Source organism: Tropicibacter sp. S64 (assembly GCF_049803835.1).
In the GTDB taxonomy this organism is placed as follows: domain Bacteria; phylum Pseudomonadota; class Alphaproteobacteria; order Rhodobacterales; family Rhodobacteraceae; genus Pacificoceanicola.
In genome coordinates, this window is sequence record NZ_JBNAGK010000001.1 from 479,170 (window position 1) to 501,011 (window position 21,842).

Below are 21,842 nucleotides of genomic sequence, written 5' to 3' on the forward strand. Positions count from 1 at the left end.
CGCGGTCCGTTACCCTGCGTTCGGTGGGGTAACGGACGGGCCGTCAGTCGCCGAGTTTGGCGTGCACTTCGGCGAGGTCGATCTCCCCGATCGGCATCTTGTTCGCGGGGTTGTCGAAGTCGTATTTGAACAGCGCGAAATCCCGGTGATAGATTTCCTTCATCAGGTGCATCGACAGATCGTCGAAGTAATCCTCAACCGGATGGAGCCGCTTCGGGCCGTGGCCCTCGGACTCGTTGAAACGGGGAATAGAAGCAAGATCAATGGGATGCGGCGTCTGGATGTGGTTCAGAACGTCCTGCATCCCGTCGTTGAACTGCTCCGTCCAGAAGATCTTGTTGTAGCGCCCGCCGTTGACGATGAACGTGCTCACATGCCCGGACATGGCCGACCAGTGGATATCCGGCTCCATCGGCCGCCGCCAGCGGATGGTGTCGCGCACGAACAGCAGGAAGCGGCGGAAGCTCCTGATCTGATCGAACGCCTCCTGCCCATCCGGCCCCCCCACCTCGATCCCGTACTTCTGGATCAACAGCGGCACGAGGTTCCCGCGATAGCGTTTCCCGTTTCGCTGGATGCCGCAAATCTTGTCGAAAAAGCTCGACAAAACACGGGTGTAGGGATTCCGGACGCAGGTGAAGGTATAGGCGCTGCGGGTCTTCACCATGGCCTTGATCGTCGGCTGGCTTTCCTCGATGGCCCACTTGTGCATGCCTTCCGTGGCATCATGGATGTCGCCGTCAAAGAACCGCCCGTGGTCGGAATAGTACATGATCTGCCCAATGGTCGAGCAGGCGCATTTCGGCACCACGCGGTACACGACACTCTGACTTTCTGTCATCCACGTGCCTGGAAACCCCATGCACAGCACCTCCCAAAAAGGCCGTTCCGGCCCGAACCTGCACCTAAACTTCTCAAGAAAAAGCAAAGAAAACAGGTTTCTTCAACGTCCTTTCACCCTTATCACATAACCAATCCGACAAAAGTAGGGCAGCGCGGTTTTCGGGATGGCAAAAATTGCCTTCATACTCCTGTGTCACAAGGATCCTGACGCCATCATCAAGCAGGCGCAGAGCCTGACCGCCGTGGGCGATTACATGGCGATCCATTTCGATGCCCGCGCCCCCCGTGCCGATTTCAACAAGATAAAACAAGCGCTTGCGGACAACCCCAACGTCACCTTCGCGAAGCGGATCAAGTGCGGCTGGGGCGAGTGGAGCCTTGTGCAAGCCTCCCTCAACGCCATCGAGGCAGCGGTGGACCGCTTTCCCCGGGCGACGCATTTCTACATGCTCTCGGGCGACTGCATGGCGATCAAATCCGCCGAGTACGCGCATGAGTTCCTTGACCGGCGCGATTGCGATTACATTGAATCCTTTGACTATTTTCAATCCGACTGGATCAAGACCGGCTGGAAGGAAGAGCGGCTGATCTACCGCCACTGGTTCAACGAACGCCAGCAGAAGCGGCGCTTCTATGCGATGTTCGAGGTGCAGAAATGGCTCGGGTTGAAGCGGGCGATCCCGGAGGATCTGGAAATCATGATCGGCAGCCAGTGGTGGTGCCTTCGCCGCCGCACCATCGAGTGGATCCTGGACTTCACCAGACGCCGGCGCGACGTGATGCGCTTTTTCCGCACGACATGGATTCCGGACGAAACCTTCTTTCAGACTGTGGTCCGCCATCTCGTCCCCGGCTACGAGATCGACAGCCGCACGCTGACCTTCCTGATGTTCTCGGACTATGGGATGCCGGTGACATTGTATAACGATCACTACGACTTGCTGCTGTCACAGGACTTTCTCTTCGCCCGCAAGATCAGCCCCGCCGCGACCGAATTGCGCCGCCGTCTCGGGGTGCTTTACGCGTCCGAAGGGGCACGTTTCCAGATCTCAAACGAGGGTCGCTCGCTTTACAAGTTCCTGACCGAGAAGGGCCGCATCGGTCGCCGCTTCGCCCCGCGCTTCTGGGAAAAGGAAAGCTCGCTGGGGCGGGAGCGCGAGCTGCTGATCGTGATATGCAAGAAATGGCATGTGGCCAAGCGTCTGCTGGACCGGGTGCGGCAGATGACCAACATTCCCTGCATCGAATATCTGTTCAACGAGCAGGATTGCCCGCTCCCGGACCTCGGCGGTATCCAGTCCAGCATGGACAAGCGCCACCGCCACCGGCGAGCACTGATGCGGATGCTTTACGATTATTACGAGACTGATCGGCTGATCGTCTGCATGGACCCGGCCAACCTCGACCTGCTCGAAGACTTCGGCCACGACAGGGCATTGACTCGGATGCTCGAAATCGAGTGCCTGTTTTCAGACGACTACCTGATCGGGCATTCAAAGCGTGTGGGCCTGGCCGGGGAGCGGACGCCGCGCGAGACGCTTGAGCGGCTCTTGCCCACGGTGCGAAACGACATGCTGCACGAGAGCGACCGCATCCGCGACGCGAATTTCGACAACTTCCTGCGCATCCGCGAGGCGGACAGTGCGGAAGCCAACGCGCGGGCTTTGCAGGAATTCCTGACGATCACGCCGGAGAAGGCGCTGGACATCGCCGCGACGGACTATCTTTATGCCGACTGACAGCGGCAAGCCTGACCGAGGACGACATGAGCTACAGTTACGACGACCAGAACATCTTCGCCAAGATCCTGCGCGGCGAGATTCCCAACACCACGGTGCTGGAAACCGAGCATACGCTGGCGTTCCGCGACATTCATCCGCAGGCGCCGGTGCATGTGCTGGTGATCCCGAAGGGGCCATATGTCTGTTTCGATCACTTCGCGCTGGAAGCGTCGGACGCGGAGATCGTCGACTATGTCCGGGCCGTCGGCGAGGTCTGCCGGATGGAAGGGCTGGAGGCGGACGGCTGGCGGCTGATCGCCAACGCCGGGACAAACGGCGTGCAGGAGGTGCCGCACCTGCATGTGCATATCCTTGCGGGGCGCGTGCTTGGACGAATGCTGGCCAAGGGCTGAGGCGAGGCGGCCGGTGAGCAGTATTCTAGTCTGAAATTCTGCTCACCGTCAGGCGCTGCGCGTCAGGGACAGGAACACGTCCTGCAGGTCCGCCTGTTCCGTGCGCACGTCGCGAATGCGGATGCCGGCGGCGTGGACCGCACCGAGAACCGTCTCGGCGGATGTTTCCTTCGCATTGTAGCTGAAGGCCAAAGCCCCGTCCTCGCGGCGCTCGACGGTGATTCCGTTTGCTTCGGGCAGGCGGTCAGGGGCCGTGTCGGGAAAGATCACCATGGTCTTCGCGTCCAACTGTCCCAGCAGGTTCTTCGTCGAATCCCGCGCCACCAGCGCCCCGTGGTTGATGATGGCGATCTCGTCGCACATCTCCTCGGCCTCTTCGAGGTAGTGCGTGGTCAGGATGATCGTCATTCCGCGTTCCCGGTTCAGCTTGCGCACGTTGGCCCAGAGCATCTGCCGCAACTCGATGTCCACGCCAGCGGTCGGCTCGTCCAGCACCAGCACCTGAGGGCTGTGCACCAGCGCCTTGGCCAGCAGGAGCCGCCGTCGCATGCCGCCGGACAGCGTCCGCGCATAGGCCTCCGCCTTGTCCGTCAACCCGACCATCTCGAGGATCTCGTCGCTCCGGCGCTGGCTTTTCGGCACGCCGTAGAGCCCCGCCTGCACCTCCAGCGCACCACGCGGGGTGAAGAACGGGTCGAGGTTCAGCTCCTGCGGCATGACGCCGATGGAGGCGCGGCTCTGGCGGGGATTTCTGTCCTGATCCCATCCCCAGATCTTCACCGACCCGGCGGACTTCGTCACCAGCCCTGCAAGGATGTTGATCAGCGTCGACTTGCCCGCCCCGTTTGGCCCGAGCAGGCCGAAAACAGACCCCGCCGGCACATCGAGGTCGATGCCCTTGAGGGCTTCCTTGCCGCCCTCGTAGGTTTTCCGCAGACCTTTGATCCTTATGGCATCCTGCGTCATGGCACCATCTTGCTCCTTCGGGGTTCTTGCCGCATAACGCACCTAGTGCAAAGCCTGCCGGAGGGAAAGCGCCATGGCCATCGAAGCGCCGGAAACGAAGATCGTGCAAAGCCATCGCATCGCCTGTGACGGCGGTGAAGCCGGTCTCGGCCATCCGCGCGTCTGGCTGCAGATCCCGGAAGACACCGGCTTTGTCGAGTGCCCCTATTGCGATGCAAAATACGTTCACGCGGATTTCGCCACCAAGGTCTGATGTGTGCCGCTGAGCGGCAATCGGTGACTGGCCACGCCTGACGGAACGTGGCAAACCTCTCCCGGAACAGGACTGCGGGAGAACGACGATGGGCGAGAATTTCGGCAAGGGGTGCCACCTGCACCTGATCGACGGATCGGCCTATATCTTCCGGGCGTTCCATGCCCTTCCGCCTTTGACGCGTAAGTCAGACGGGCTGCCCATCGGGGCGGTCAGTGGTTTTTGCAACATGCTGCAACGCTACATCGAGGAGAACACCGGCCCCGATGCGCCGACGCATGTGGCGGTGATCTTCGACAAGGGCTCGCACACCTTCCGCAACGACATGTACGACCTCTACAAGGCCAACCGCGAGGCCATGCCGGAGGACCTGCGCCCGCAGATCCCGCTGACCCGCGAGGCGACGATTGCCTTCAACATCGCCTGCAAGGAGATGGAAGGCTTCGAGGCGGATGACATCATGGCCACGCTGGCCCGGCAGGCCCGTGAGGCGGGCGGGCGGGTGACGATCCTGTCGTCGGACAAGGACCTGATGCAGCTTGTGGGCGATGGTGTCGAGATGCTCGACCCGATGAAGAACAAGCGCATCGACCGCGAGGGGGTCGAGGAGAAATTCGGCGTTGGCCCGGAGCGGGTTGTCGATGTGCAGGCACTGGCGGGCGACTCCGTGGACAACGTGCCGGGCGCGCCGGGTATCGGCATCAAGACCGCCGCCTTGCTCATTAACGAGTTCGGCTCGCTCGAGGAGCTTCTCGACCGCGCCGAGGAGATCAAGCAGCCGAAGCGGCGGCAGGTGCTGATCGAGCACCGGGCGCAGATCGAACTGTCCAAGAAGCTGGTGAAGCTGGACGAGGACATGGACCTGCCCTTCACGCTGGACGATCTGGAGGTGCGCGAGCCGGTGGCGGAGGACCTGCTGGCGTTCCTGACGAAGATGGAATTCCGCACCCTGACGAAGCGGGTCTCGGACAAGCTTGGCGTCGAGGCCCCCGCCATCCCGGACACCACGCCAGAGGGCGCGAACCCGCCGGAGGAGGCGCCGGAATGGCCGGCCATCGACCCGGAGAAATACGACTGCGTCTCGGACATGGCCGCTTTGGAGACGTGGATCGCGCAGGCGCGGGAGCGCGGGTATGTCGCCGTGGACACGGAGACGACGGGTCTCAACGAGATGGCCTGCGACCTCGTCGGCATCTCGCTTGCGGTGATCCCGGGGCAGGCCTGCTACATCCCGCTGACCCACCGCGCCAGCGCCACGGATGACCTCTTTGGTGGAGATGAGTTGGCCGAGGGTCAGCTCAAGCTGAACGATGCTCTGGATGCCTTGAAGCCGCTACTGGAAGACCCGGCGGTGCTGAAGATCGGCCAGAACATGAAGTATGACGCGAAGATCTTCTCGCGCTACGGCATCGAGGTCGCGCCGATCGACGACACGATGCTGATGAGCTACGCGATGAACGCGGGTCTGCACGGGCACGGTATGGACACGCTGGCGGAGCGGTATCTGTCGCATACTCCCATTCCGATCAAGGACTTGCTCGGTTCGGGCCAGAAGCAGATCACCTTCGACCGGGTGCCGATTGCCGATGCGGTGAAATACGCCGCCGAGGATGCGGACGTGACGCTGCGCCTGTGGCTGACCTTCAAGCCGCAGCTGCACCGGGCGAAGGTCACGCGGGTCTACGAAGGGCTCGAACGCCCGCTGGTGCCGGTCCTCAAGCAGATGGAAATGGCCGGGGTGAAGGTGGACCGCGAGGTGCTCTCGCGCATGTCCAATGCCTTCGCGCAGAAGATGGCAGGGCTGGAGGCGGAGATTCACGAACTGGCGGGGGAGAGTTTCAACGTCGGCTCTCCGAAGCAGCTGGGCGAGATCCTCTTCGACAAGATGAGCCTGCCCGGCGGCAAGAAGGGCAAGACCGGGGCTTATGCCACTGGCGCGGACATCCTTGAGGATCTGGCGACGGAGCATGACCTGCCCGCCCGCGTGCTCGACTGGCGGCAGCTGAGCAAGCTGAAGTCGACCTACACCGACGCCTTGCAGGAGCATATCAACAAGGAGACGGGCCGCGTCCACACCTCCTACAGCATCGCCGGGGCGAACACCGGGCGGCTGGCGTCCAACGATCCGAACTTGCAGAACATTCCTGTCAGAAGCGAGGAAGGCCGCCGTATCCGCGAAGCCTTCGTCGCCGATACGGGCAAGGTTCTGGTCTCCCTCGACTATTCCCAGATCGAGCTGCGCATCCTCGCGCATATGGCGGATATTCCGGCCCTGAAGGACGCCTTCCGCGACGGGCAGGACATTCACGCGATGACCGCCTCCGAGATGTTCAACGTGCCGATGGACGAGATGACGCCGGACATCCGGCGGCAGGCGAAAGCGATCAACTTCGGCGTAATCTACGGCATTTCCGGCTTCGGCCTCGCCCGCAACCTGCGTATTCCGCGCGCCGAGGCGCAGGGCTTCATCGACCGCTACTTCGAGCGTTTCCCGGGCATCAAGCAGTACATGGACGACACGATTGCCTTTGCGAAGGAACACAAGCGGGTCGAGACGCTGTTCGGGCGGGTGATCCACACGCCGGAGATCGGCGCGAAGGGGCCGCGGGCGGGCTTTGCCCAGCGGGCCGCGATCAACGCGCCGATTCAGGGCACGGCGGCGGACATCATCCGCCGCGCGATGATCCGGATGCCGGAGGCGATTGCCGGGCTGCCTGCAAAGATGCTGTTGCAAGTCCATGACGAACTGATCTTCGAAGTGGACAAAGGCGCGGCGGAGGATCTGATCGGAGTCGCCCGCGACGTGATGCAGGGCGCGGCGGAGCCGGTGGTGAAGCTGGACGTGCCGCTGATCGTCGACGCCGGGCAGGGCCGCAACTGGGCCGAGGCGCATTGATCTTCGGGCTGAGGGTCGATGCAGACTCGCAGGATTGGGTCTTCGAGAGTTTTCACTGGGCCATCGACGAAGGATTATTGACGGCGAACACCCGCCTGATCCTTCCGACCAAAGCCAATTTCCCGGCTCCGAGCGAGCCGAAACGTGCCGCACCTGCGCTGGTTGCGGCGATCCAGAGGCATTTGAACATCGACGTTCCGGTCGAGGTGGTCCCGCTTGATGCGCTGCCGGCGCAGTACCGGATCGACTACAACGCGCTGAGCGGTATCGGCGGGACGTGGTCGTCCGATGGCAAGACGACGGTGATTGCCTATGATCTGGCGGCTGCGGACCGGCCGCTCGGGTTCCTGTCGACGCTGGTGCACGAAGTCATGCACCAGCGCCTGCACATGACCCGAAGCGAAATGCCGGGCGGTCCGGAGGCCGAGGAGCTTTCGACGGACCTGCATTGCATAACGACCGGGTTCGGAGCCATCCAGCTGGCCGGTGCGGAGCAGGTTGGCTGGCAGGGCTACCTGCGTCAGGAAACCCGGGCCTTCGCGCTTCGGCTGTTTCTCGAGTTGACGGGGGAGGCGATGCCCGACCTGCCGCCACGCTCTGCAAAAATGGTGCGTCAGGCGGCAAAGCTGCTGACAAAGCGGTTGCCGGATGTCCAGAGCCTGCGCGGCCGCCTTCGCGGCGGGCCTTAGTCCAGGCTGCTTCGCGGCACCCGCACGAGCCCCTCGCCCCGGTCGAACATTCCCAGACCCGGGGCCAGCCCTTCCAGGGTTGCGGACCCCATGAGCGCCGTGCCCAGCGTTTCGGCGGTCACAGGCTCTCCGGCTTCTTGCAGTTTCTCGATCCACAAGGCCGCGACGCCGAGGGCGTGCGCCATGGCCATGGAACTGCCGTTCAGGCTGCGCACGCCATCTCCGGCGCTGGCGGAGATGATCCCGACGCCGGGAGCGGTGAGAAAGGGACCACGATTGCTGAACGGCGCGGGGGTGAGCCCCGCCTCGCCGGGCCCGAGCGCGCCCACGGTCAGCACTCCGCGGGCCGCCGCGGGCGAACTGGGCCCGGAGTCGAACTGCGGCGAGATGGTGCGCAGGCTGTCGTTGCCGACCGCCGCGACAATGAGGGGCCGCCGGGCCGGGTCCATCAGGCGCAGCAGATGCTCGACCACCCGCAGATTGCCGCGATGGGCGTGCACCGCCTCCTGCGTGGCGAGGGGCAGGGGATACCCCTGATCCTGGAAGGCTTCGATCTGTGCCGTGGTGTCATAGCTGAGGGCAAAGCCGACCGCCTGCGCCCCCTGCTCGTAGGCCCAGAGCAGCGCCCGGAGAAAGCCGTCGGAGGTGCCCTGTCCGGCATCGCTCAGAGCCTTGGCGACAATCAGCGAGGTCATCCCACGCGCGACTCCGATCCGCACGCCGCCCATGTCCCGGCCCAGCACGGTTCCCGCGAGATGGGTGCCATGGCCGTTCACGTCCTCCAGCCCGGTTCCGACGAAATCCCGGGTCGTCAGGGACAGCTTCCTGAAACACGGATGCCTGGCGTCGATCCCGGTATCGAGCAGGGCAATCCGGGCGCCGCGTCCGGTGCGTTGTGTCCGGTCCGCCCCGACCGCATTGATGCCCCATCCTGGCACGAGGTCGTCCGACCGCACCTCGTCCATCGGTTCCGGTGCGATCTGGCGGGTCGGCATCGCCGGGGTCAGCGCAAGGAAACCGGGGTCCTTCTCCAGCTCGGCGACCTCGGGCGGGGTCAGGGAGATCACGCGAATCTCCGGGTCCCCGGGCTGATCCGGTGCGGACGGGCTGAGCGGCCGGAGTCCGGGCATATTCGACCTGCGCCATGAGCAAGACTTGTCGCGCAGGACAATGTAGCGGGTCATGAAATGCTCCGAAGAATAGCCTTGTCGCCAAGGCTACTCCCGGAATGCGTGAATCCCAAACACCCTCTGCGTGAACCGCGCGTTAAATCTGTATCAGATCAGGCCGCGCTGGCGGAACAGCGCCTGCATGTTGGCCTCGGGGCGTGGCCCGATATGGCTGATCACCTCAGAGGCGGCGACGCAGCCCATCCGGCCCGCCGTCTCCATGTCGCGGCCCGTGGCGAGGCCATAGAGGAAGCCGGCGGCGAACTGGTCGCCTGCGCCGGTGGCGTCGACGGGGACAACCTTGGTCACGGGAATGTCCGTGCGCACGCCGTCCTTAATGATGGTGACGCCATCGCCGGAGCGGGTGCAGACCAGCAACGGGCAGATCGCGGACACGGCGGCGAGGTCAGCCTCCAGATCGTCATTGCGGAACAGCGATCGGATCTCGGCCTCGTTGCCGATGACGTAATCCATCTCGTTCTCGATGAGCGTGAGGAAGTCGTCGCGATGGCGTTCGACACAGAAAGGGTCCGAGATGGCGATACCGGCCATGCCACCGGCGGCGCGGCAGGTGCGGGCAGCCTTAAGGAAGGCTTCCTTGCCCTTCGGCTTGTCGAAGAGGTAGCCTTCGAGGAAGACGATCTCGGCCTGTCCGGTCACCGCCTCGGACACGTCGTCCGGGCCCAGTTCGGAAGAAATCCCCAGATATGTGTTCATCGACCGCTCGCCGTCGGGCGAGACGAAGATCATGCTGCGCGACGTCGGCAGCTCGCCCCCCGGCACCGGCGGATTGACGAAGTCGATGCCCTCCTTGGTCATCGCCTCGGCATAGAAGCGCCCCAGCGCATCGTCATGCACCCGACCGATGAAGGCGGTGGAGAGACCGAGCGTGCCGACGCCGGCAATGGTATTGGCGACGGAGCCGCCCGGCGTCTGCACCCGGTCCTTCATCGCGGCATAGAGCGTCTGGCCCCGGGCCTGTTCGACCAGTTGCATGATGCCCTTCTCGATTCCCATCAGGTCGAGAAAGGTATCCTCGGCGCGGCTTATGACATCGACGACGGCGTTGCCGATGCCGATGACCTTGTATTTCTTGCTCATGCGGTTTTGTCCTCGAACTGGCACAGGTCCGCGATCAGGCAGGCCTTGCACTTCGGTTTGCGGGCGACGCAGATATAGCGTCCGTGAAGGATCAGCCAGTGGTGGGCGTGCTGCTGGAAGTCGACGGGGATGTGATCCTCGATGGCGCGCTCGACGGCGACGACATCCTTGCCCGGGCAGATACCGGAGCGGTTGCCGACGCGGAAGATATGCGTATCCACCGCTTGCGCCGGGTAGCGCCACCACATGTTAAGCACCACATTCGCCGTCTTGCGTCCGACGCCGGGCAGGGATTCCAGCGCGGCGCGGGAGCAGGGGACCTCGGATCCGTATTGCTCGACGAGGATCTGGCTGAGTTTGATGACGTTCTTGGCCTTGTTGCGGAACAGGCCGATTGTCTTGATATGCTCGATCACGCCCTCCTCGCCGAGGGCGAGCATCTTCTCCGGCGTGTCGGCGATCTGGAACAGCTTTTCCGTCGCCTTGTTCACCCCGGCATCGGTCGCCTGCGCGGACAGGGCGACAGCCACGACCAGCGTGTAGGCATTCACATGGTTCAACTCGCCTTTCGGCTCCGGCTCGGAGTCCCGGAAGCGGGTGAAGATCTCGCGGATCGTGTGATAGTCGAGCTGCTTTGCCATGGGCGCGGGTATGGCCCGCAATTGCGTTCTGGGCAAGACTGACTGTGTCGCAAGGCAATTTTGCCCTGACATTGCGCGTGTTTCGGGCATTGCGGTGGCTGACACAAAATTTGCGCGGTCGGTCTGCGGCGTCAGCCTGCGTTTTATGGTAAGAGAGGTCTATTCGAAAAATCGTTACAGGGGGACTCTTGGATGAGAGGTATTGCATCTATTGCCGCACTTGCGGGCGCTTTGGCACTTGGGACGGCAGCACAATCGGCGACATTGGCGGGATATCCGGCACCGGGCGGGACGAGTTATTCCAGTTCGGATTTCGCGTTCAGCAATTATGGACCAAACACCGGCACAGCCACGTGGACCTATTCCGGTTTCGATCCGTCTGCATGGGATCAGCTGTGGTGGGGCTTCGAGGATCTTGAACTGGCCATGGATGGCGCAATCGACTCGGCGGGCGAAGCGATGAGTCTTGCCTCCATGTCCGGTGCGACCATCGTCTACGAGGGGGTCACCTCGGTCCTTGCCGGTCCGGTTTACACCCGGGCGGTTGCGACGATCATCAGCGGCGGCTCCGACTGGATAGATCCGACTACGGTCGGCATCACAAGTCCGACCATCTTCGCCGTCAGCGAAGTCGACGGCACGGTGCCGTTTGTCGTGACCTTCGCCGTGACGGCAAGTGGCACTTACGACGCGGGCGGGGCGGGCTATGTTCCTTGGTTCAACTACTTCGACCCGAATACCGGGCCGACAGAGGACGGCAATTCGCGCACCAGCTACTACCGCAATTTCTACTACACCGCAGCCGTTCCGGTGCCCGCAGGGCTGCCTCTGCTGCTTGGGGCGATGGGCGCTCTGGCCCTGCTCCGGCGGCGCAAACCAGCCTGACAAACCGCAGGAAACGGGTCGCGGATGGGGTGTGTTCGGGTAGACTGGTTCTCAAAGGAGACAGCCATGCCCAAAGACGACGCCCCGTCCTACCATTACCAGGTCATGCGCCGCGCCATCGACGCGGTTGATACTCTTGGCCCGCAGGCGACGCTGGACGATCTCGCCGGCGAGATCGGCATGAGCCCGGCGCATTTCCAGCGGCTGTTCAGCAAGTGGGCCGGGGTGTCGCCCAAGCGGTATCAGCAGTACCTGACCCTGAGCCACGCCAAGCATCTGCTGCAGCAGAAGTTCACCATGCTCGACGCGGCGCATGAGGCGGGGCTGTCTGGTGGCGGCAGGCTGCATGACCTCTTCCTGCGCTGGGAGGCGATGAGCCCCGGCGAATACGCCCGCATGGGCGCGGGGCTGACGATTTTCTGGGGCTGGTTCGAAAGTCCGTTCGGCCCGGCCCTGGTCATGGGCACGGACAAGGGCGTCTGCGGCATCGGCTTTGCCGCGGAGACCACGGCGGAGGCCACAATGGAAGATCTCGTGGGGCGCTGGCCCAAGGCGACCTTCGTCGAAGATCCGATGCGCCTGCGGCCCTGGGCGCTGCAGGCCTTCGGCGTGACGCAGGACGGCCCCTTGCCGCTCTACCTCATCGGAGCACCCTTCCAGATCAAGGTCTGGGAGGCTCTCATGCGCATTCCCTCCGGCCACGTCACCACCTATTCGGAAATCGCCGAGGCCATCGACCATCCCAAGGCCGTCAGGGCCGTGGGCACCGCCGTGGGGCGCAACCCGATCAGCTACCTGATCCCCTGCCACCGCGCCCTGCGCAAATCCGGTGGGCTGGGCGGCTATCACTGGGGCCTGCCGGTGAAACGCGCGATCCTGGCCTGGGAGGCTGCGCGGGAAGACGCCTGATCCGGTCTGATCCGAGGCAATGGGCGGAGGCTTGCCGATTTCAGCGTGACTTCGGTTGTCCCCGAGCCATTGTTATTGAATATCAGACCGAACCGACCCCATGAATGCGGGGCAAATAACCTGAGAGGCAACTCCCATGATCCGGGCAAACTCCCCGATTCTTCTGGCCCTCGTGGCTGCACTTGGCCTGAGCGCCTGCACCACCGGCCCCTTGATCAGCGAAAACGATCCCAACCGTCAGGCCAAGCAAGGCGCGCTGATCGGCGCCGGTCTTGGCGCCATCACCGGCCGTCTGGCAGGTGGCAGCGATGTGGGCGAACGCAACCGCGCCACCGTCGCCGGTGCGCTGGTGGGCGCGGCCGCCGGTGCGGCTATCGGCAACCAGCTCGACAAGCAGGAAGCCGAACTGCGCTCGCAGCTTGGCAACAACGTCGATATCCGCAACACCGGCGACCGCCTGATCGTCACCATGCCGCAGGACATCCTGTTCGCCACCGACAGCGCGTCCCTGCGCCCGACGCTGGTCTCCGACCTGCGCGACGTGGGCCAGTCGCTGCTCGCCTATCCGAACACGACGGTGCAGGTCATCGGCCACACCGACAGCGACGGCGACGCCAGCTACAACCAGAATCTCTCGCAGCGCCGTGCTCAGGCCGTCGCCAACGTGCTGGTGTCCGAGGGCGTGTCCAGCGGCCGCATCGCGGTCATCGGGCGCGGCGAGGATCAGCCCGTGGCGTCCAACCTGACGCCGGAAGGCAAGGCTCAGAACCGCCGGGTCGAGATCGTGATCCTGCCGAACGCGTAACCTGCGCGCTTCTGCACGGCAGACTTGCAACGCCGCGGCTTGCCGCGGCGTTGTTGCATTGTACGTCTAGGCTGCAAACAGGGAGTATCGACATGAGCGCATTGAATCTTCTCGGCATCAGCGGCTCGCTTCGGGCGGCCTCGACGAACACGCTTCTTGCACGGGAAGCGGCGCGGCGTTTCGGCGAGGCGGAGTTCACCCTTGCCGACATCCGCTTCCCCCTGTTCGATGCGGACTTGCAGGCGGAAGAGGGAATCCCCGAGGCGGTGCAGACCGTCGCCGACCAGATCGCTGCTGCCGACGCCGTGGTCATCGCCACGCCGGAATACAACAAGGGCATCACCGGTGTGCTGAAGAATGCGCTCGACTGGATCAGCCGGACCGAGGGCAACCCTTGGCTGCACAAGCCGGTGGCGATCATGTCCGCCGCTGCCGGGCGCGCCGGGGGCGAGCGGTCGCAGAACATGACCCGCCTGTGTCTGACCCCGTTCCGGCCAAGGCTGCTGACCGGGCCGGAGGTGATGATCGCCGCGACGAAGGACCAGTGGGACGAATCCGGCCATTTGACCAACGCGTTCGGGATCAAGTTGCTGGACGAATTGATGGGCGACTTGCGGGCCGAAGCCATTCTGATGCGGGCCCAGGTCGTGAACCCGTGAACGGGTGCCCCCGGGGGCCGGCTCATGATCCACGCCCGCCAGCGAAGGGTTTCGATCTGGCGGATCTTGCGCGGGGGCTTGTCCGGCCTCGTCGAGAGAGATCTCAACGAAGTCGAACATTTTCGAAAGGCCGCAACCGCACCGTGACATCCGCTCGAAACGCCCTGGCTACCGTGCTTCCGGCTTCGACGCGTCCCCGGTTCAGATTTGTTGGGACGGGTTCCTAGTCGATGCGGCGCACCAGCAACTGGTTGCCCGCCCCGCGTTTCGTCTCGAAGATCTTCAGGTCGGCCACCAGATCGGACAGCTTGCGCTTGCCATAGCTGCGGGTGTCGAAGTCCGGGTTCGACTTCGTCATCAACTGGCCGACATCGCCGAGGCGATACCATTCGTCGTCCTGCTCGATCGAATCCATCGCCTTGAAGATCATGTCCCGCACCGCGTGCAGATCACCGGATGTGCTTTTCTTGGGGGTCTTCTCCTGCTCTGGCGCCCCGTCGAGGTTTTCGAGGAATATGAAGCGCTTGCAGGCTTTGCGGAAGGCGTCTGGGGTCTTCTGCATGCCCATGCCGTAAACGTCGAGACCCTGCTCTCGGATGCGGCTGGCGAGGCGGGTGAAGTCGCTGTCGGAGCTGACGAGCACAAAGCCGTCGAAACGGTTCGAGTGCATCAGGTCCATGGCGTCGATCACGAGGGCAATGTCGGAGGCGTTCTTGCCCACGGTGTTGGCGGGCTGGTGGTGCGGCACGAGGCCGAACTCCGCCTGCACCTTGGACCACCCGGACATCTGCTGGCTGGAGAAATCACCGTAGCAGCGCCGGACGCTGGCCTCGCCAAGGCCCGCGATCTCGTCGAACAGTGCCTTTGTGTATTTCGGAGAGGTGTTGTCGGCGTCGATGAGGACGGCGAGAAGTTTGTTGTCGGCCATTTTGGCTCCTTTATGTCTCCTCCTACATAGTGTCTTCGGCGTCCCGGGAAAACCGGACTTTGCGGATCGGCGACTCTCGCCTAGGCTGAAAGGGCATTTTAACGGGAGCATCGCGATGGAATTTCAGGAGAAACAGCCGATTGAATCCGGGTTCGCCCCGATTTTCGCCGAAAAGATCGCGCCGCACCTTGGCTCGCTCGAGGGGCAGCGGCAGGAGTTGCAGGAGAAAGGCAAGCAGCAGTTCAAGATCGCGCTTGGCATTGGCGTGGTGCTGGCAATTGCCGTCGCTGTCTTCACCGGCTTCTCGGCGGGCGGCATTTTCGGTGCCATTGGCGTTCTGATCATCGCCCTGATTGGCGGTGCGGTGGCGAAGGGCGGTCAGTCCGGGAAATACACCGGGGCGCTGTCGGATCTGATCATGCCGCCGGTCTGCGACTTCCTGGGCGATACGAGCTATGACAAGCGCCCGGGCGAGGTGTTCAAGACGCAGGACCTGAGCACCCTCGGGCTGGTCGATCTGCACGACAATGCGATGTTCGAGGACCGGATTGCCGGGCAATATCGGGGGCTGAGTTTCGAACTGGCGGAGACGCGGCTGACCCAGGAGATAAAGGAAAAAGAGGACCGGACCACGACGAAGGAGGTGTTCGACGGGCTGTTGATCCGGATCGGCCTGCCGATGCACGCAACGACGGAGATCCTCGTGACGCAGGACATGGGCAGCGTCGGCGGCGCGGTTCTGGGTTTCCTCGCTGGCGAGACCGGGCGCGGAATGCCGAAGGTCGACACCGGCTATGCGCCGTTCGAGGCCTCCTACACCCTGCACGCCAAGGACCCGGAGGCGGCGATGACGCTGATGAAGCCGCCGTTGCTGGATTCGTTGATCGCGGTCGGTGACAGCGAGGCGGACAAGGGGGCGGAGGGCTTCCGCGCCTCGTTCAAGGACAAGAACCTCTGGCTGGCGCTGGCCCGCAAGGAGAAGTTCATGGAGATCGGCGGGATCGAAACCTCCACAGACAAGGTCACGGAGGTGTTGCACGGCATCTTCGGGGACATGGCGCTGATCCGGCGGGTGATCGACCGTCTGATGGACGATACACCCGCCGGGTGAGGCTCAGGCCACCTCGATCACCGACTTGTCGATGGCGAGGACGTAGCCGCGCTTGGCCACGTTCTTGACCAGCAGCGCGGAGACGAGCTGGTTGCCCAGCCCGTCCCGCAGCCGCTTGATCCGCATCGCCCCGGCGCTCTCGTCGCAGTCATGCTCCGGCTTGCCGGAGATCACCGCTTCGATCTGGGCGCCGGTCAGGATGTCGTCGTCCATGCGCGCCTCCGCCAGCACCGCCAACGTTTCCATCAGCGCCTCCGTCAGCTTGAAGCCGGTGGAGTTGAGGTAGACGGTGTTCTCCTCGCGCGACAGAACGAGGCTCGACACCTCGATGCCGGAGCGTTCGATCTGTGCCATGCGGCGGTTGATGCCCACCAGCATGACAAGGAACACCAGCGCCGCGATCAGCATGGCGGCAGAGAAGATCAGCAGGACGAAGATCACCATCCGGTAGCCGGTCAGCGTATCGGCAAAGGCGGTGCCGCTTTGGGCGAGGATTTCCAGCAGCTTGATTTCGGCGGGACCTGTCAGGAGATCGTTCTCGACAAAGATCCGCTCGACTCGCGCGTTGAAGGCGTTGGCGTCGGGCAGGGTCAGCATGAGCACGACCGCCACCGTCACCAGAAGGGCGACGATGGCGGCAATGCCGTAGGCGACGATACGGGTGCCGGAGCGGCGGGTGTCAGTAACGGAGATAGTAGTCACCGGCATTGGACCTCATGGCATCGGTAGGCACTTTGGTGGACAGGCCCAGCACATTGAGCAGGACCCAGCCGTTGCGGGACAGGCGATCGGCGGCTTTTTGATCCGCCAGATTCGCGGGGGGGCAATCGCCCGGCAGGGCGAGTATGCCATAATGCAGGCGCAGGGGGCTGTCCTGCTTGGCCTTGTACTCGACGTAACACTCAGCCTGCGCGGCGGCAGGCAGGGCTGCGAGGAGACCGAGGGACAGGAGAAGGGCGGCGATGTGTTTCATGTCGTCACGATGCGCTCCGCCCCTTTGAAATTCAATAACTCTAAAGGCCTGTGGGGGCGGTTATCCGATAGCGGGGCGGTGTTATTGCCCGATTTCGACCGGTCGGGAGAGGCTTTCCCCATGGGCACCTGATCCCGGGTGCCGATTGCCAACCCAAGCCCGAGAGGAGACCACCCCATGTCCCGGAAGTTCATCACCACCGTTCTTGCCGTTGCCGCAACCATCACCGCGCTTGCCGCCGCACCTGTTCGCGCGGATCACAAGAAGGACGGCCTGCAGAAGGTCATCATCGGCGCGACCGTTCTTTATCTCACCAGCCGGATGATCGAGGATCTGTCCCGCAAGGGGGTCACCGTCTATCCCTACGGTCAGAGATATGGCTCCCAGCAGGCGCACGGTTACGGCAACAACGGTCGCCATGGCGATTGGGACCGCGGCCGCGACTGGAAGAAGAAGGACCGCCGCCCGGACCTGCCCGCAAGCTGCATCCGTCGCATCGAGAAGCGCGGGGAAACCGTGAAGGTCATGCCGCGCCATTGCCTCGAAAAGAACGACATCTCCACCCGCCGCCTGCCGGATCGCTGCGAGATCGACTGGCGTGGCAAGAACGGCCGCCGCACGGGGTATGCCGTTCACTGCCTGACCCGCAGCGGCTACGACATCGCGCGCCGCCGCTGACCCAAGGATAAACGAGCAGCAAGGAAAGGGGCGTCTCATGCGGCGCCCCTTTCGCCGTGCCGGGGCATGGACAGCGCGGCGGCGAGGCACTATCTGAGCGGGATGGCCCAGAAACCGCAAAAAGCTGACCCGAACTACAAGATCATCGCCGAGAATCGGCGGGCGCGCTTCGATTACGCGATCGAGGACGATATCGAGTGCGGGATCATCCTGACCGGATCGGAGGTCAAATCCCTGCGCGAGCATTCCGCGAACATCGCCGAAAGCTATGCGGCGGTGGAAGAGGGCGAGCTTTGGCTGGTGAACAGCTACATCGCCCCCTACGAACGCGCGATGTTCAAGCATGAGGAACGCCGGCGGCGCAAACTTCTCGCGTCGAAACGCGAAGTGGCGCGGATGTGGAACGACACTCAGCGCAAGGGCATGACGCTGGTGCCGCTGGTGATGTACTTCAACCACAAGGGCATCGCCAAGCTGAAGATCGGCATCGCCAAGGGCAAGAAGAACCACGACAAACGCGAAACCGAGGCCAAGCGCGACTGGGGCCGCCAGAAAGCGCGGTTGCTCAAGCAGGGGTGAGCAGGTTCAGGGTTTGACCCGGTCGCAATCATCACGGTCAATTCCGTCCGGGTCCATGTCGAACAGCTGGTCAGCAAGGTCGAGTATCGTGTCGTGCGCGTGCAGGGCGCGGCGCCAGTCTTCCGGAATGCCGGAATAGCCCCAAAGCCTCCCCGCCATTTGACCGGTCACCGCACCGACGGTATCGGCGTCTCCGCCGAGGTTGACGGCTGCCAGCAGAACAGTCCTGAAATCCGCTCCCTGTGTCATGGCCCAATGAGCCGCCTGCAAGGTATCGCGGACCCAACCCGTCGCTTCTGTAGGGGGCGTGATGGGGCGGGGCAGGCCCTGCCGGTCGCCCGTCCGCAGGAATCGGGCGATGTCACTGGCGGCTTGCAGGCAGGAAGGGCTTGCGTGCGTCAGGCTGCTTTGCTCCCGGGCAATGGCATCGGTTCGACCCGGGCAGGCCCCAAAGGCCAAAACGACCGGCGCGAGCCGCATGATGCCGCCATTGCCGGACTGCGCCTCATCGACCGGGCCGGCCATCGGATCGCCGGTGGACAGGTAACGGTCCAGTGCTGCCGACGTCTGGTTTCCGATGTCGAAACACGTTCCCGTAGAGCTGAGATACCCGACATCCCGCCAATTCACAAAGCGGTTCATGACGTCGCGCGCAACCCATCGTCCCTGATGCAGCAGAGAATGGGCGAGACACAGGGCCATGGAGGTGTCGTCGGTCCAGTACCCCGCTGGCAACCGGAACGGACCGCCGCCAACAATGGTTTCGACAGGCTGGACCTGCGCGCGCGGGACGAATTCCAGCGTCGTGCCGAGCGCATCGCCAACGGCAAGCCCGATCAGCATGCCGCGTGCTTCGTCTCGGGTGAATGGCTTTGTCATGGCTGGTTCCCGAATCTGTGAGAGGGGGTGACATGAGGGTGGGTCTTGTTCGAAGTCTCGCCCGCGCAGCCTATGCCTGTCCATGATCTGGAACTGGCGTCAGCGCAGTCAGCCGGAGTTTCTTCGCCATGCAATAAGGTTCCGCCATGTCGCTACCCTTGCCAGCCTGCGTCCCCGCGACTAAGGACAGGGAAACCCGTAAACCGCATCTGACCGATGAGCAAACCGATGGCGATGGACGATCCCAAGACGCTGGTCTCGACCGAGTGGCTGGCAAAGCATCTCAAAGACCCGGACCTGCGCATCCTCGATGCCAGCTGGTACATGCCCGCCATGAACCGCGATCCGAGGGCGGAGTACGAGGCGGCGCATATACCCGGCGCACGGTTCTTCGACATCGACGAGATTTCCGACGCCCGCTCCGATCTGCCGCACATGGCGCCGCCGGTGGAGAAGTTCATGTCCCGGATGCGGGCCATGGGTGTCGGCGACGGCCATCAGGTTGTGGTCTATGATGGCACGGGGGTCTTCTCTGCCGCGCGGGTCTGGTGGACGTTCAAGCTGATGGGCAAGGACGATGTCGCGGTGCTCGACGGGGGGCTGCCGAAGTGGCAGAGCGAAGGCCGCGAGATCGAGGATCTGCCGCCGATGGTGCGCGACCGCCATATGACGGTGCAGCGCCGGGCGCATCTGGTGCGGGATGTGACGCAGGTGTCCGCCGCCTCCAAGCTCAAGGATCACGAGATCATCGACGCGCGGAGCAAGGCCCGGTTCCGGGGCGAAGTGCCGGAACCCCGTGCGGGACTGCGCTCGGGACATATCCCCGGATCGAAGAACGTGCCGTTCGACACGCTTTTGAACGCCAACGGCACCATGAAGGCACCCGGGGAACTCAAGGCAGTGTTCGAGGCGGCGGGTGTGGACCTGTCGAAACCCGCAATCACCACCTGCGGCTCTGGCGTGACTGCCGCGATTCTCAGCCTTGCCCTGGAACGCATCGGCAAGGTCGACCATTCCCTATACGACGGGTCCTGGAGCGAGTGGGGGCAATTCCCCACGCTGCCCGTCGCGACCACAGAGGACTGACAGATGTTCGAATCCCTCAAGGAGCAACCCGCAGACAAGATCCTGATGCTGATGCAGGCCTTCAAGGAAGACCCGCGCGAGCAGAAGATCGACCTTGGCGTCGGCGTCTACAAGGATGCCAGCGGCAATACACCCGTCATGCGGGCGATCAAGGCGGCGGAGAAGAAGCTCTGGGAGCAGGAAACCACCAAGTCCTACACCGGCCTTGCCGGTGATCCGGCCTATGGCGACGCGATGATCGCGCTGGTTCTGGGTGACTCTGTTCCGCGTGCGAATGTCTCGGCGGCGGCAACCCCGGGCGGCACCGGCGCGGTGCGTCAGGGCTTCGACCTCGTGAAGATGGCGAACCCGGCGGCGAAGGTCTGGGTCTCCGATCCGACCTGGCCGAACCACCTGTCGATCCTCAAGCACATGCAGATGGAGACGGTCCTCTACCGCTACTTCGACAACGAGACCCGCGGCGTCGACTTCGACGGCATGATGGCGGATCTCGAAAAGGCGGAAAAGGGCGACGTCGTGCTGGTGCATGGCTGCTGCCACAACCCGACGGGCGCGAACCTGAACATGGCGCAGTGGAAGGATCTCGTGGCTCTCCTGAACCGAAAGGGCCTGATCCCGATGGTCGACATCGCCTACCAGGGATTTGGCGACGGTCTGGATGAAGATGCGCAGGGCGTGCGCCTGATCGCGTCCTCCTGCCCTGAGACGATCATTGCCGCCTCCTGCTCGAAGAACTTCGGCATCTACCGTGAGCGCACCGGCCTCCTGATGACCGTGGCGAATGAGAACGGCAACCAGAAACTCAACCAGGGCACGCTGAACTACCTCAACCGGCAGAACTATTCCTTCCCGCCGGACCACGGTGCGCGGCTGGTGACGATGGTGCTGACCGATCCGGAGCTGCGGGCCGATTGGGCGGCAGAACTGGAAGAGGTGCGGCTGTCGATGCTGGGCCTGCGCGAGCAACTCGCGGCGGAACTGCAGCGCCTGTCCGGCTCCGATCGCTTCGCCTTCATCGCCCAGCACCGGGGCATGTTCTCCCGACTCGGCGCGAGCCCTGAGCAGGTGGAGAAGATGCGGGCAGATTCGGGCATCTACATGGTTGGGGATTCGCGCCTGAATATCGCGGGTCTGAACAAGACCACCGTGCCGATCCTCGCCAAGGCGATCATCGACGCGGGGGTCTGATTTTTCGCGCGGGGTGCGGGGCATAGCCCCGCCCTACCGAGTGCTGCAATGAATGTTGACGGCGTCCCTTCGGAGGCGCCGTTTTTTTTGGGTATTTGAGCCAAGAAGAAGCTGGGGTTCAGCCATGCGCCGCGCGGCTGTCGTCCGGGGCCTCGGCGCGATCGTGGGGGCCATAGTCGCGCAGGACGTGACAGACCTTGAGTCGGTAGTCGGCGAAGAGGTGGTTTTTCCCTTGCGATTGCGCCTTGCGATGGGCGGCCAGCTGGCGCCAGCGGTCCACGGCGGCCTCGTCCTCGAAGAAACTGATGGAGAGCAGCTTGTCCGGGTTTGTCAGGCTCTGGAAGCGTTCGACGCCAAGGAAGCCTTCGACCTCGTTGACGAGAGGGCGCATCTGCGCGGCGATGTCGAGATAGGCGTCCTTTTTGCCGTCCTTTGGGGTGACTTCGAAGATGATGGCGATCATGGCGGCT

Annotated in this window: 24 protein-coding genes; 14 read left to right on the forward strand and 10 right to left on the reverse strand. The window is 63.5% G+C overall.

The features are described 5' to 3' along the window. Positions 1 to 43: 43 nt before the first annotated feature. Positions 44 to 862 carry a sulfotransferase family protein gene (locus tag ACP159_RS02220; protein WP_425097985.1) on the reverse strand — a complete coding sequence of 273 codons (819 nt, stop codon included), beginning with the start codon at positions 860 to 862 and terminating at the stop codon, positions 44 to 46. A gap of 145 nt (positions 863 to 1,007) precedes the next feature. On the opposite strand from ACP159_RS02220, the gene ACP159_RS02225 reads away from it, so the two are divergent. Together ACP159_RS02225 and ACP159_RS02230 are read left to right on the forward strand one after the other, a co-directional pair. Beyond that, on the forward strand, positions 1,008 to 2,582 hold the full coding sequence (locus ACP159_RS02225) for a DUF5928 domain-containing protein (protein WP_425097986.1): 1,575 nt from the start codon (positions 1,008 to 1,010) through the stop codon (positions 2,580 to 2,582). Between the two features lie 26 nt (positions 2,583 to 2,608). Further along, positions 2,609 to 2,977 (forward strand): histidine triad nucleotide-binding protein, encoded by a 369-nt coding sequence (locus ACP159_RS02230; RefSeq protein ID WP_425097987.1) that lies wholly within the window; start codon positions 2,609 to 2,611, stop codon positions 2,975 to 2,977. 48 nt (positions 2,978 to 3,025) lie between these two features. Here ACP159_RS02230 and ACP159_RS02235 read toward each other — a convergent pair whose 3' ends face one another. Further along, positions 3,026 to 3,943: an ABC transporter ATP-binding protein gene (locus ACP159_RS02235; protein WP_425097988.1), complete on the reverse strand. Its 918-nt coding sequence runs from the start codon at positions 3,941 to 3,943 to the stop codon at positions 3,026 to 3,028. 73 nt (positions 3,944 to 4,016) lie between these two features. Here ACP159_RS02235 and ACP159_RS02240 point away from each other — a divergent pair, with 73 nt between their 5' ends. From ACP159_RS02240 to ACP159_RS02250, 3 genes are all read left to right on the forward strand, one after another. Beyond that, positions 4,017 to 4,196: a zinc-finger domain-containing protein gene (locus tag ACP159_RS02240; RefSeq protein ID WP_425097989.1), complete on the forward strand. Its 180-nt coding sequence runs from the start codon at positions 4,017 to 4,019 to the stop codon at positions 4,194 to 4,196. Between the two features lie 88 nt (positions 4,197 to 4,284). Further along, positions 4,285 to 7,092 (forward strand): DNA polymerase I, encoded by a 2,808-nt coding sequence (polA, locus tag ACP159_RS02245; RefSeq protein WP_425097990.1) that lies wholly within the window; start codon positions 4,285 to 4,287, stop codon positions 7,090 to 7,092. Then, complete coding sequence (locus ACP159_RS02250) at positions 7,089 to 7,781, forward strand: hypothetical protein (protein WP_425097991.1); 693 nt, start codon at positions 7,089 to 7,091, stop codon at positions 7,779 to 7,781. The genes polA and ACP159_RS02250 overlap by 4 nt, the downstream gene beginning before the upstream one ends. Here the strand turns inward: ACP159_RS02250 and ACP159_RS02255 are convergent. From ACP159_RS02255 to nth, 3 genes are all read right to left on the reverse strand, one after another. Then, positions 7,778 to 8,911: a S8 family serine peptidase gene (locus ACP159_RS02255; RefSeq protein WP_425097992.1), complete on the reverse strand. Its 1,134-nt coding sequence runs from the start codon at positions 8,909 to 8,911 to the stop codon at positions 7,778 to 7,780. The two genes, ACP159_RS02250 and ACP159_RS02255, sit on opposite strands and share 4 nt — an antisense overlap. A gap of 147 nt (positions 8,912 to 9,058) precedes the next feature. Beyond that, the gene (locus tag ACP159_RS02260; protein ID WP_425097993.1) at positions 9,059 to 10,051 is read right to left on the reverse strand and encodes an adenosine kinase; all 993 of its coding nucleotides are present in this window, start codon (positions 10,049 to 10,051) and stop codon (positions 9,059 to 9,061) included. Then, the gene (gene nth / locus ACP159_RS02265; protein ID WP_425097994.1) at positions 10,048 to 10,692 is read right to left on the reverse strand and encodes an endonuclease III; all 645 of its coding nucleotides are present in this window, start codon (positions 10,690 to 10,692) and stop codon (positions 10,048 to 10,050) included. The genes ACP159_RS02260 and nth overlap by 4 nt, the downstream gene beginning before the upstream one ends. A 192-nt stretch (positions 10,693 to 10,884) precedes the next feature. On the opposite strand from nth, the gene ACP159_RS02270 reads away from it, so the two are divergent. The 4 genes from ACP159_RS02270 to ACP159_RS02285 all read left to right on the forward strand — a co-directional run bounded on the left by ACP159_RS02270 (position 10,885) and on the right by ACP159_RS02285 (position 13,950). After that, entirely contained in the window at positions 10,885 to 11,577 is a 693-nt protein-coding gene (locus ACP159_RS02270) for a VPLPA-CTERM sorting domain-containing protein (RefSeq protein ID WP_425097995.1), read from the forward strand. A gap of 66 nt (positions 11,578 to 11,643) precedes the next feature. Next, complete coding sequence (locus tag ACP159_RS02275) at positions 11,644 to 12,486, forward strand: methylated-DNA--[protein]-cysteine S-methyltransferase (RefSeq protein ID WP_425097996.1); 843 nt, start codon at positions 11,644 to 11,646, stop codon at positions 12,484 to 12,486. A gap of 136 nt (positions 12,487 to 12,622) precedes the next feature. After that, positions 12,623 to 13,291, forward strand: coding sequence for an OmpA family protein (locus tag ACP159_RS02280; protein WP_425097997.1), 669 nt, complete (start codon positions 12,623 to 12,625; stop codon positions 13,289 to 13,291). A gap of 92 nt (positions 13,292 to 13,383) precedes the next feature. Next, positions 13,384 to 13,950 (forward strand): NADPH-dependent FMN reductase, encoded by a 567-nt coding sequence (locus tag ACP159_RS02285; RefSeq protein ID WP_425097998.1) that lies wholly within the window; start codon positions 13,384 to 13,386, stop codon positions 13,948 to 13,950. Between the two features lie 223 nt (positions 13,951 to 14,173). Here the strand turns inward: ACP159_RS02285 and ACP159_RS02290 are convergent, their stop codons facing one another. Further along, entirely contained in the window at positions 14,174 to 14,878 is a 705-nt protein-coding gene (locus ACP159_RS02290) for an NYN domain-containing protein (RefSeq protein ID WP_425097999.1), read from the reverse strand. 115 nt (positions 14,879 to 14,993) lie between these two features. Between ACP159_RS02290 and ACP159_RS02295 the strand changes: the two genes are divergently transcribed. Further along, a complete protein-coding gene (locus ACP159_RS02295; protein ID WP_425098000.1) occupies positions 14,994 to 15,989 on the forward strand; it encodes a DUF3137 domain-containing protein in 996 nt (331 codons plus the stop codon). Between the two features lie 3 nt (positions 15,990 to 15,992). Here ACP159_RS02295 and ACP159_RS02300 read toward each other — a convergent pair whose 3' ends face one another. Both ACP159_RS02300 and ACP159_RS02305 read right to left on the reverse strand, forming a co-directional pair. Next, a complete protein-coding gene (locus tag ACP159_RS02300) occupies positions 15,993 to 16,697 on the reverse strand; it encodes a winged helix-turn-helix domain-containing protein (protein ID WP_425098001.1) in 705 nt (234 codons plus the stop codon). After that, the gene (locus ACP159_RS02305) at positions 16,669 to 16,962 is read right to left on the reverse strand and encodes a hypothetical protein (protein WP_425098002.1); all 294 of its coding nucleotides are present in this window, start codon (positions 16,960 to 16,962) and stop codon (positions 16,669 to 16,671) included. Before ACP159_RS02305 ends, ACP159_RS02300 begins: the two co-directional genes overlap by 29 nt. 177 nt (positions 16,963 to 17,139) lie before the next feature. Here ACP159_RS02305 and ACP159_RS02310 point away from each other — a divergent pair, with 177 nt between their 5' ends. Both ACP159_RS02310 and smpB read left to right on the forward strand, forming a co-directional pair. Next, a complete protein-coding gene (locus ACP159_RS02310) occupies positions 17,140 to 17,640 on the forward strand; it encodes a hypothetical protein (RefSeq protein WP_425098003.1) in 501 nt (166 codons plus the stop codon). 102 nt (positions 17,641 to 17,742) lie between these two features. After that, entirely contained in the window at positions 17,743 to 18,219 is a 477-nt protein-coding gene (gene smpB / locus ACP159_RS02315) for an SsrA-binding protein SmpB (protein WP_425098004.1), read from the forward strand. Between the two features lie 6 nt (positions 18,220 to 18,225). On the opposite strand, the gene ACP159_RS02320 is transcribed toward smpB, so the two are convergent. Further along, positions 18,226 to 19,062 (reverse strand): ADP-ribosylglycohydrolase family protein, encoded by an 837-nt coding sequence (locus ACP159_RS02320; protein ID WP_425098005.1) that lies wholly within the window; start codon positions 19,060 to 19,062, stop codon positions 18,226 to 18,228. Between the two features lie 270 nt (positions 19,063 to 19,332). On the opposite strand from ACP159_RS02320, the gene sseA reads away from it, so the two are divergent. Both sseA and ACP159_RS02330 read left to right on the forward strand, forming a co-directional pair. Beyond that, a complete protein-coding gene (gene sseA / locus ACP159_RS02325; RefSeq protein ID WP_425098193.1) occupies positions 19,333 to 20,184 on the forward strand; it encodes a 3-mercaptopyruvate sulfurtransferase in 852 nt (283 codons plus the stop codon). Positions 20,185 to 20,187: 3 nt separating this feature from the next. Further along, positions 20,188 to 21,372, forward strand: coding sequence for an aromatic amino acid transaminase (locus ACP159_RS02330; RefSeq protein WP_425098006.1), 1,185 nt, complete (start codon positions 20,188 to 20,190; stop codon positions 21,370 to 21,372). A gap of 118 nt (positions 21,373 to 21,490) precedes the next feature. On the opposite strand, the gene ACP159_RS02335 is transcribed toward ACP159_RS02330, so the two are convergent. Further along, positions 21,491 to 21,835, reverse strand: a complete 345-nt coding sequence (locus tag ACP159_RS02335; protein WP_425098007.1) for an antibiotic biosynthesis monooxygenase family protein — start codon at positions 21,833 to 21,835, stop codon at positions 21,491 to 21,493. Positions 21,836 to 21,842: the final 7 nt, after the last annotated feature.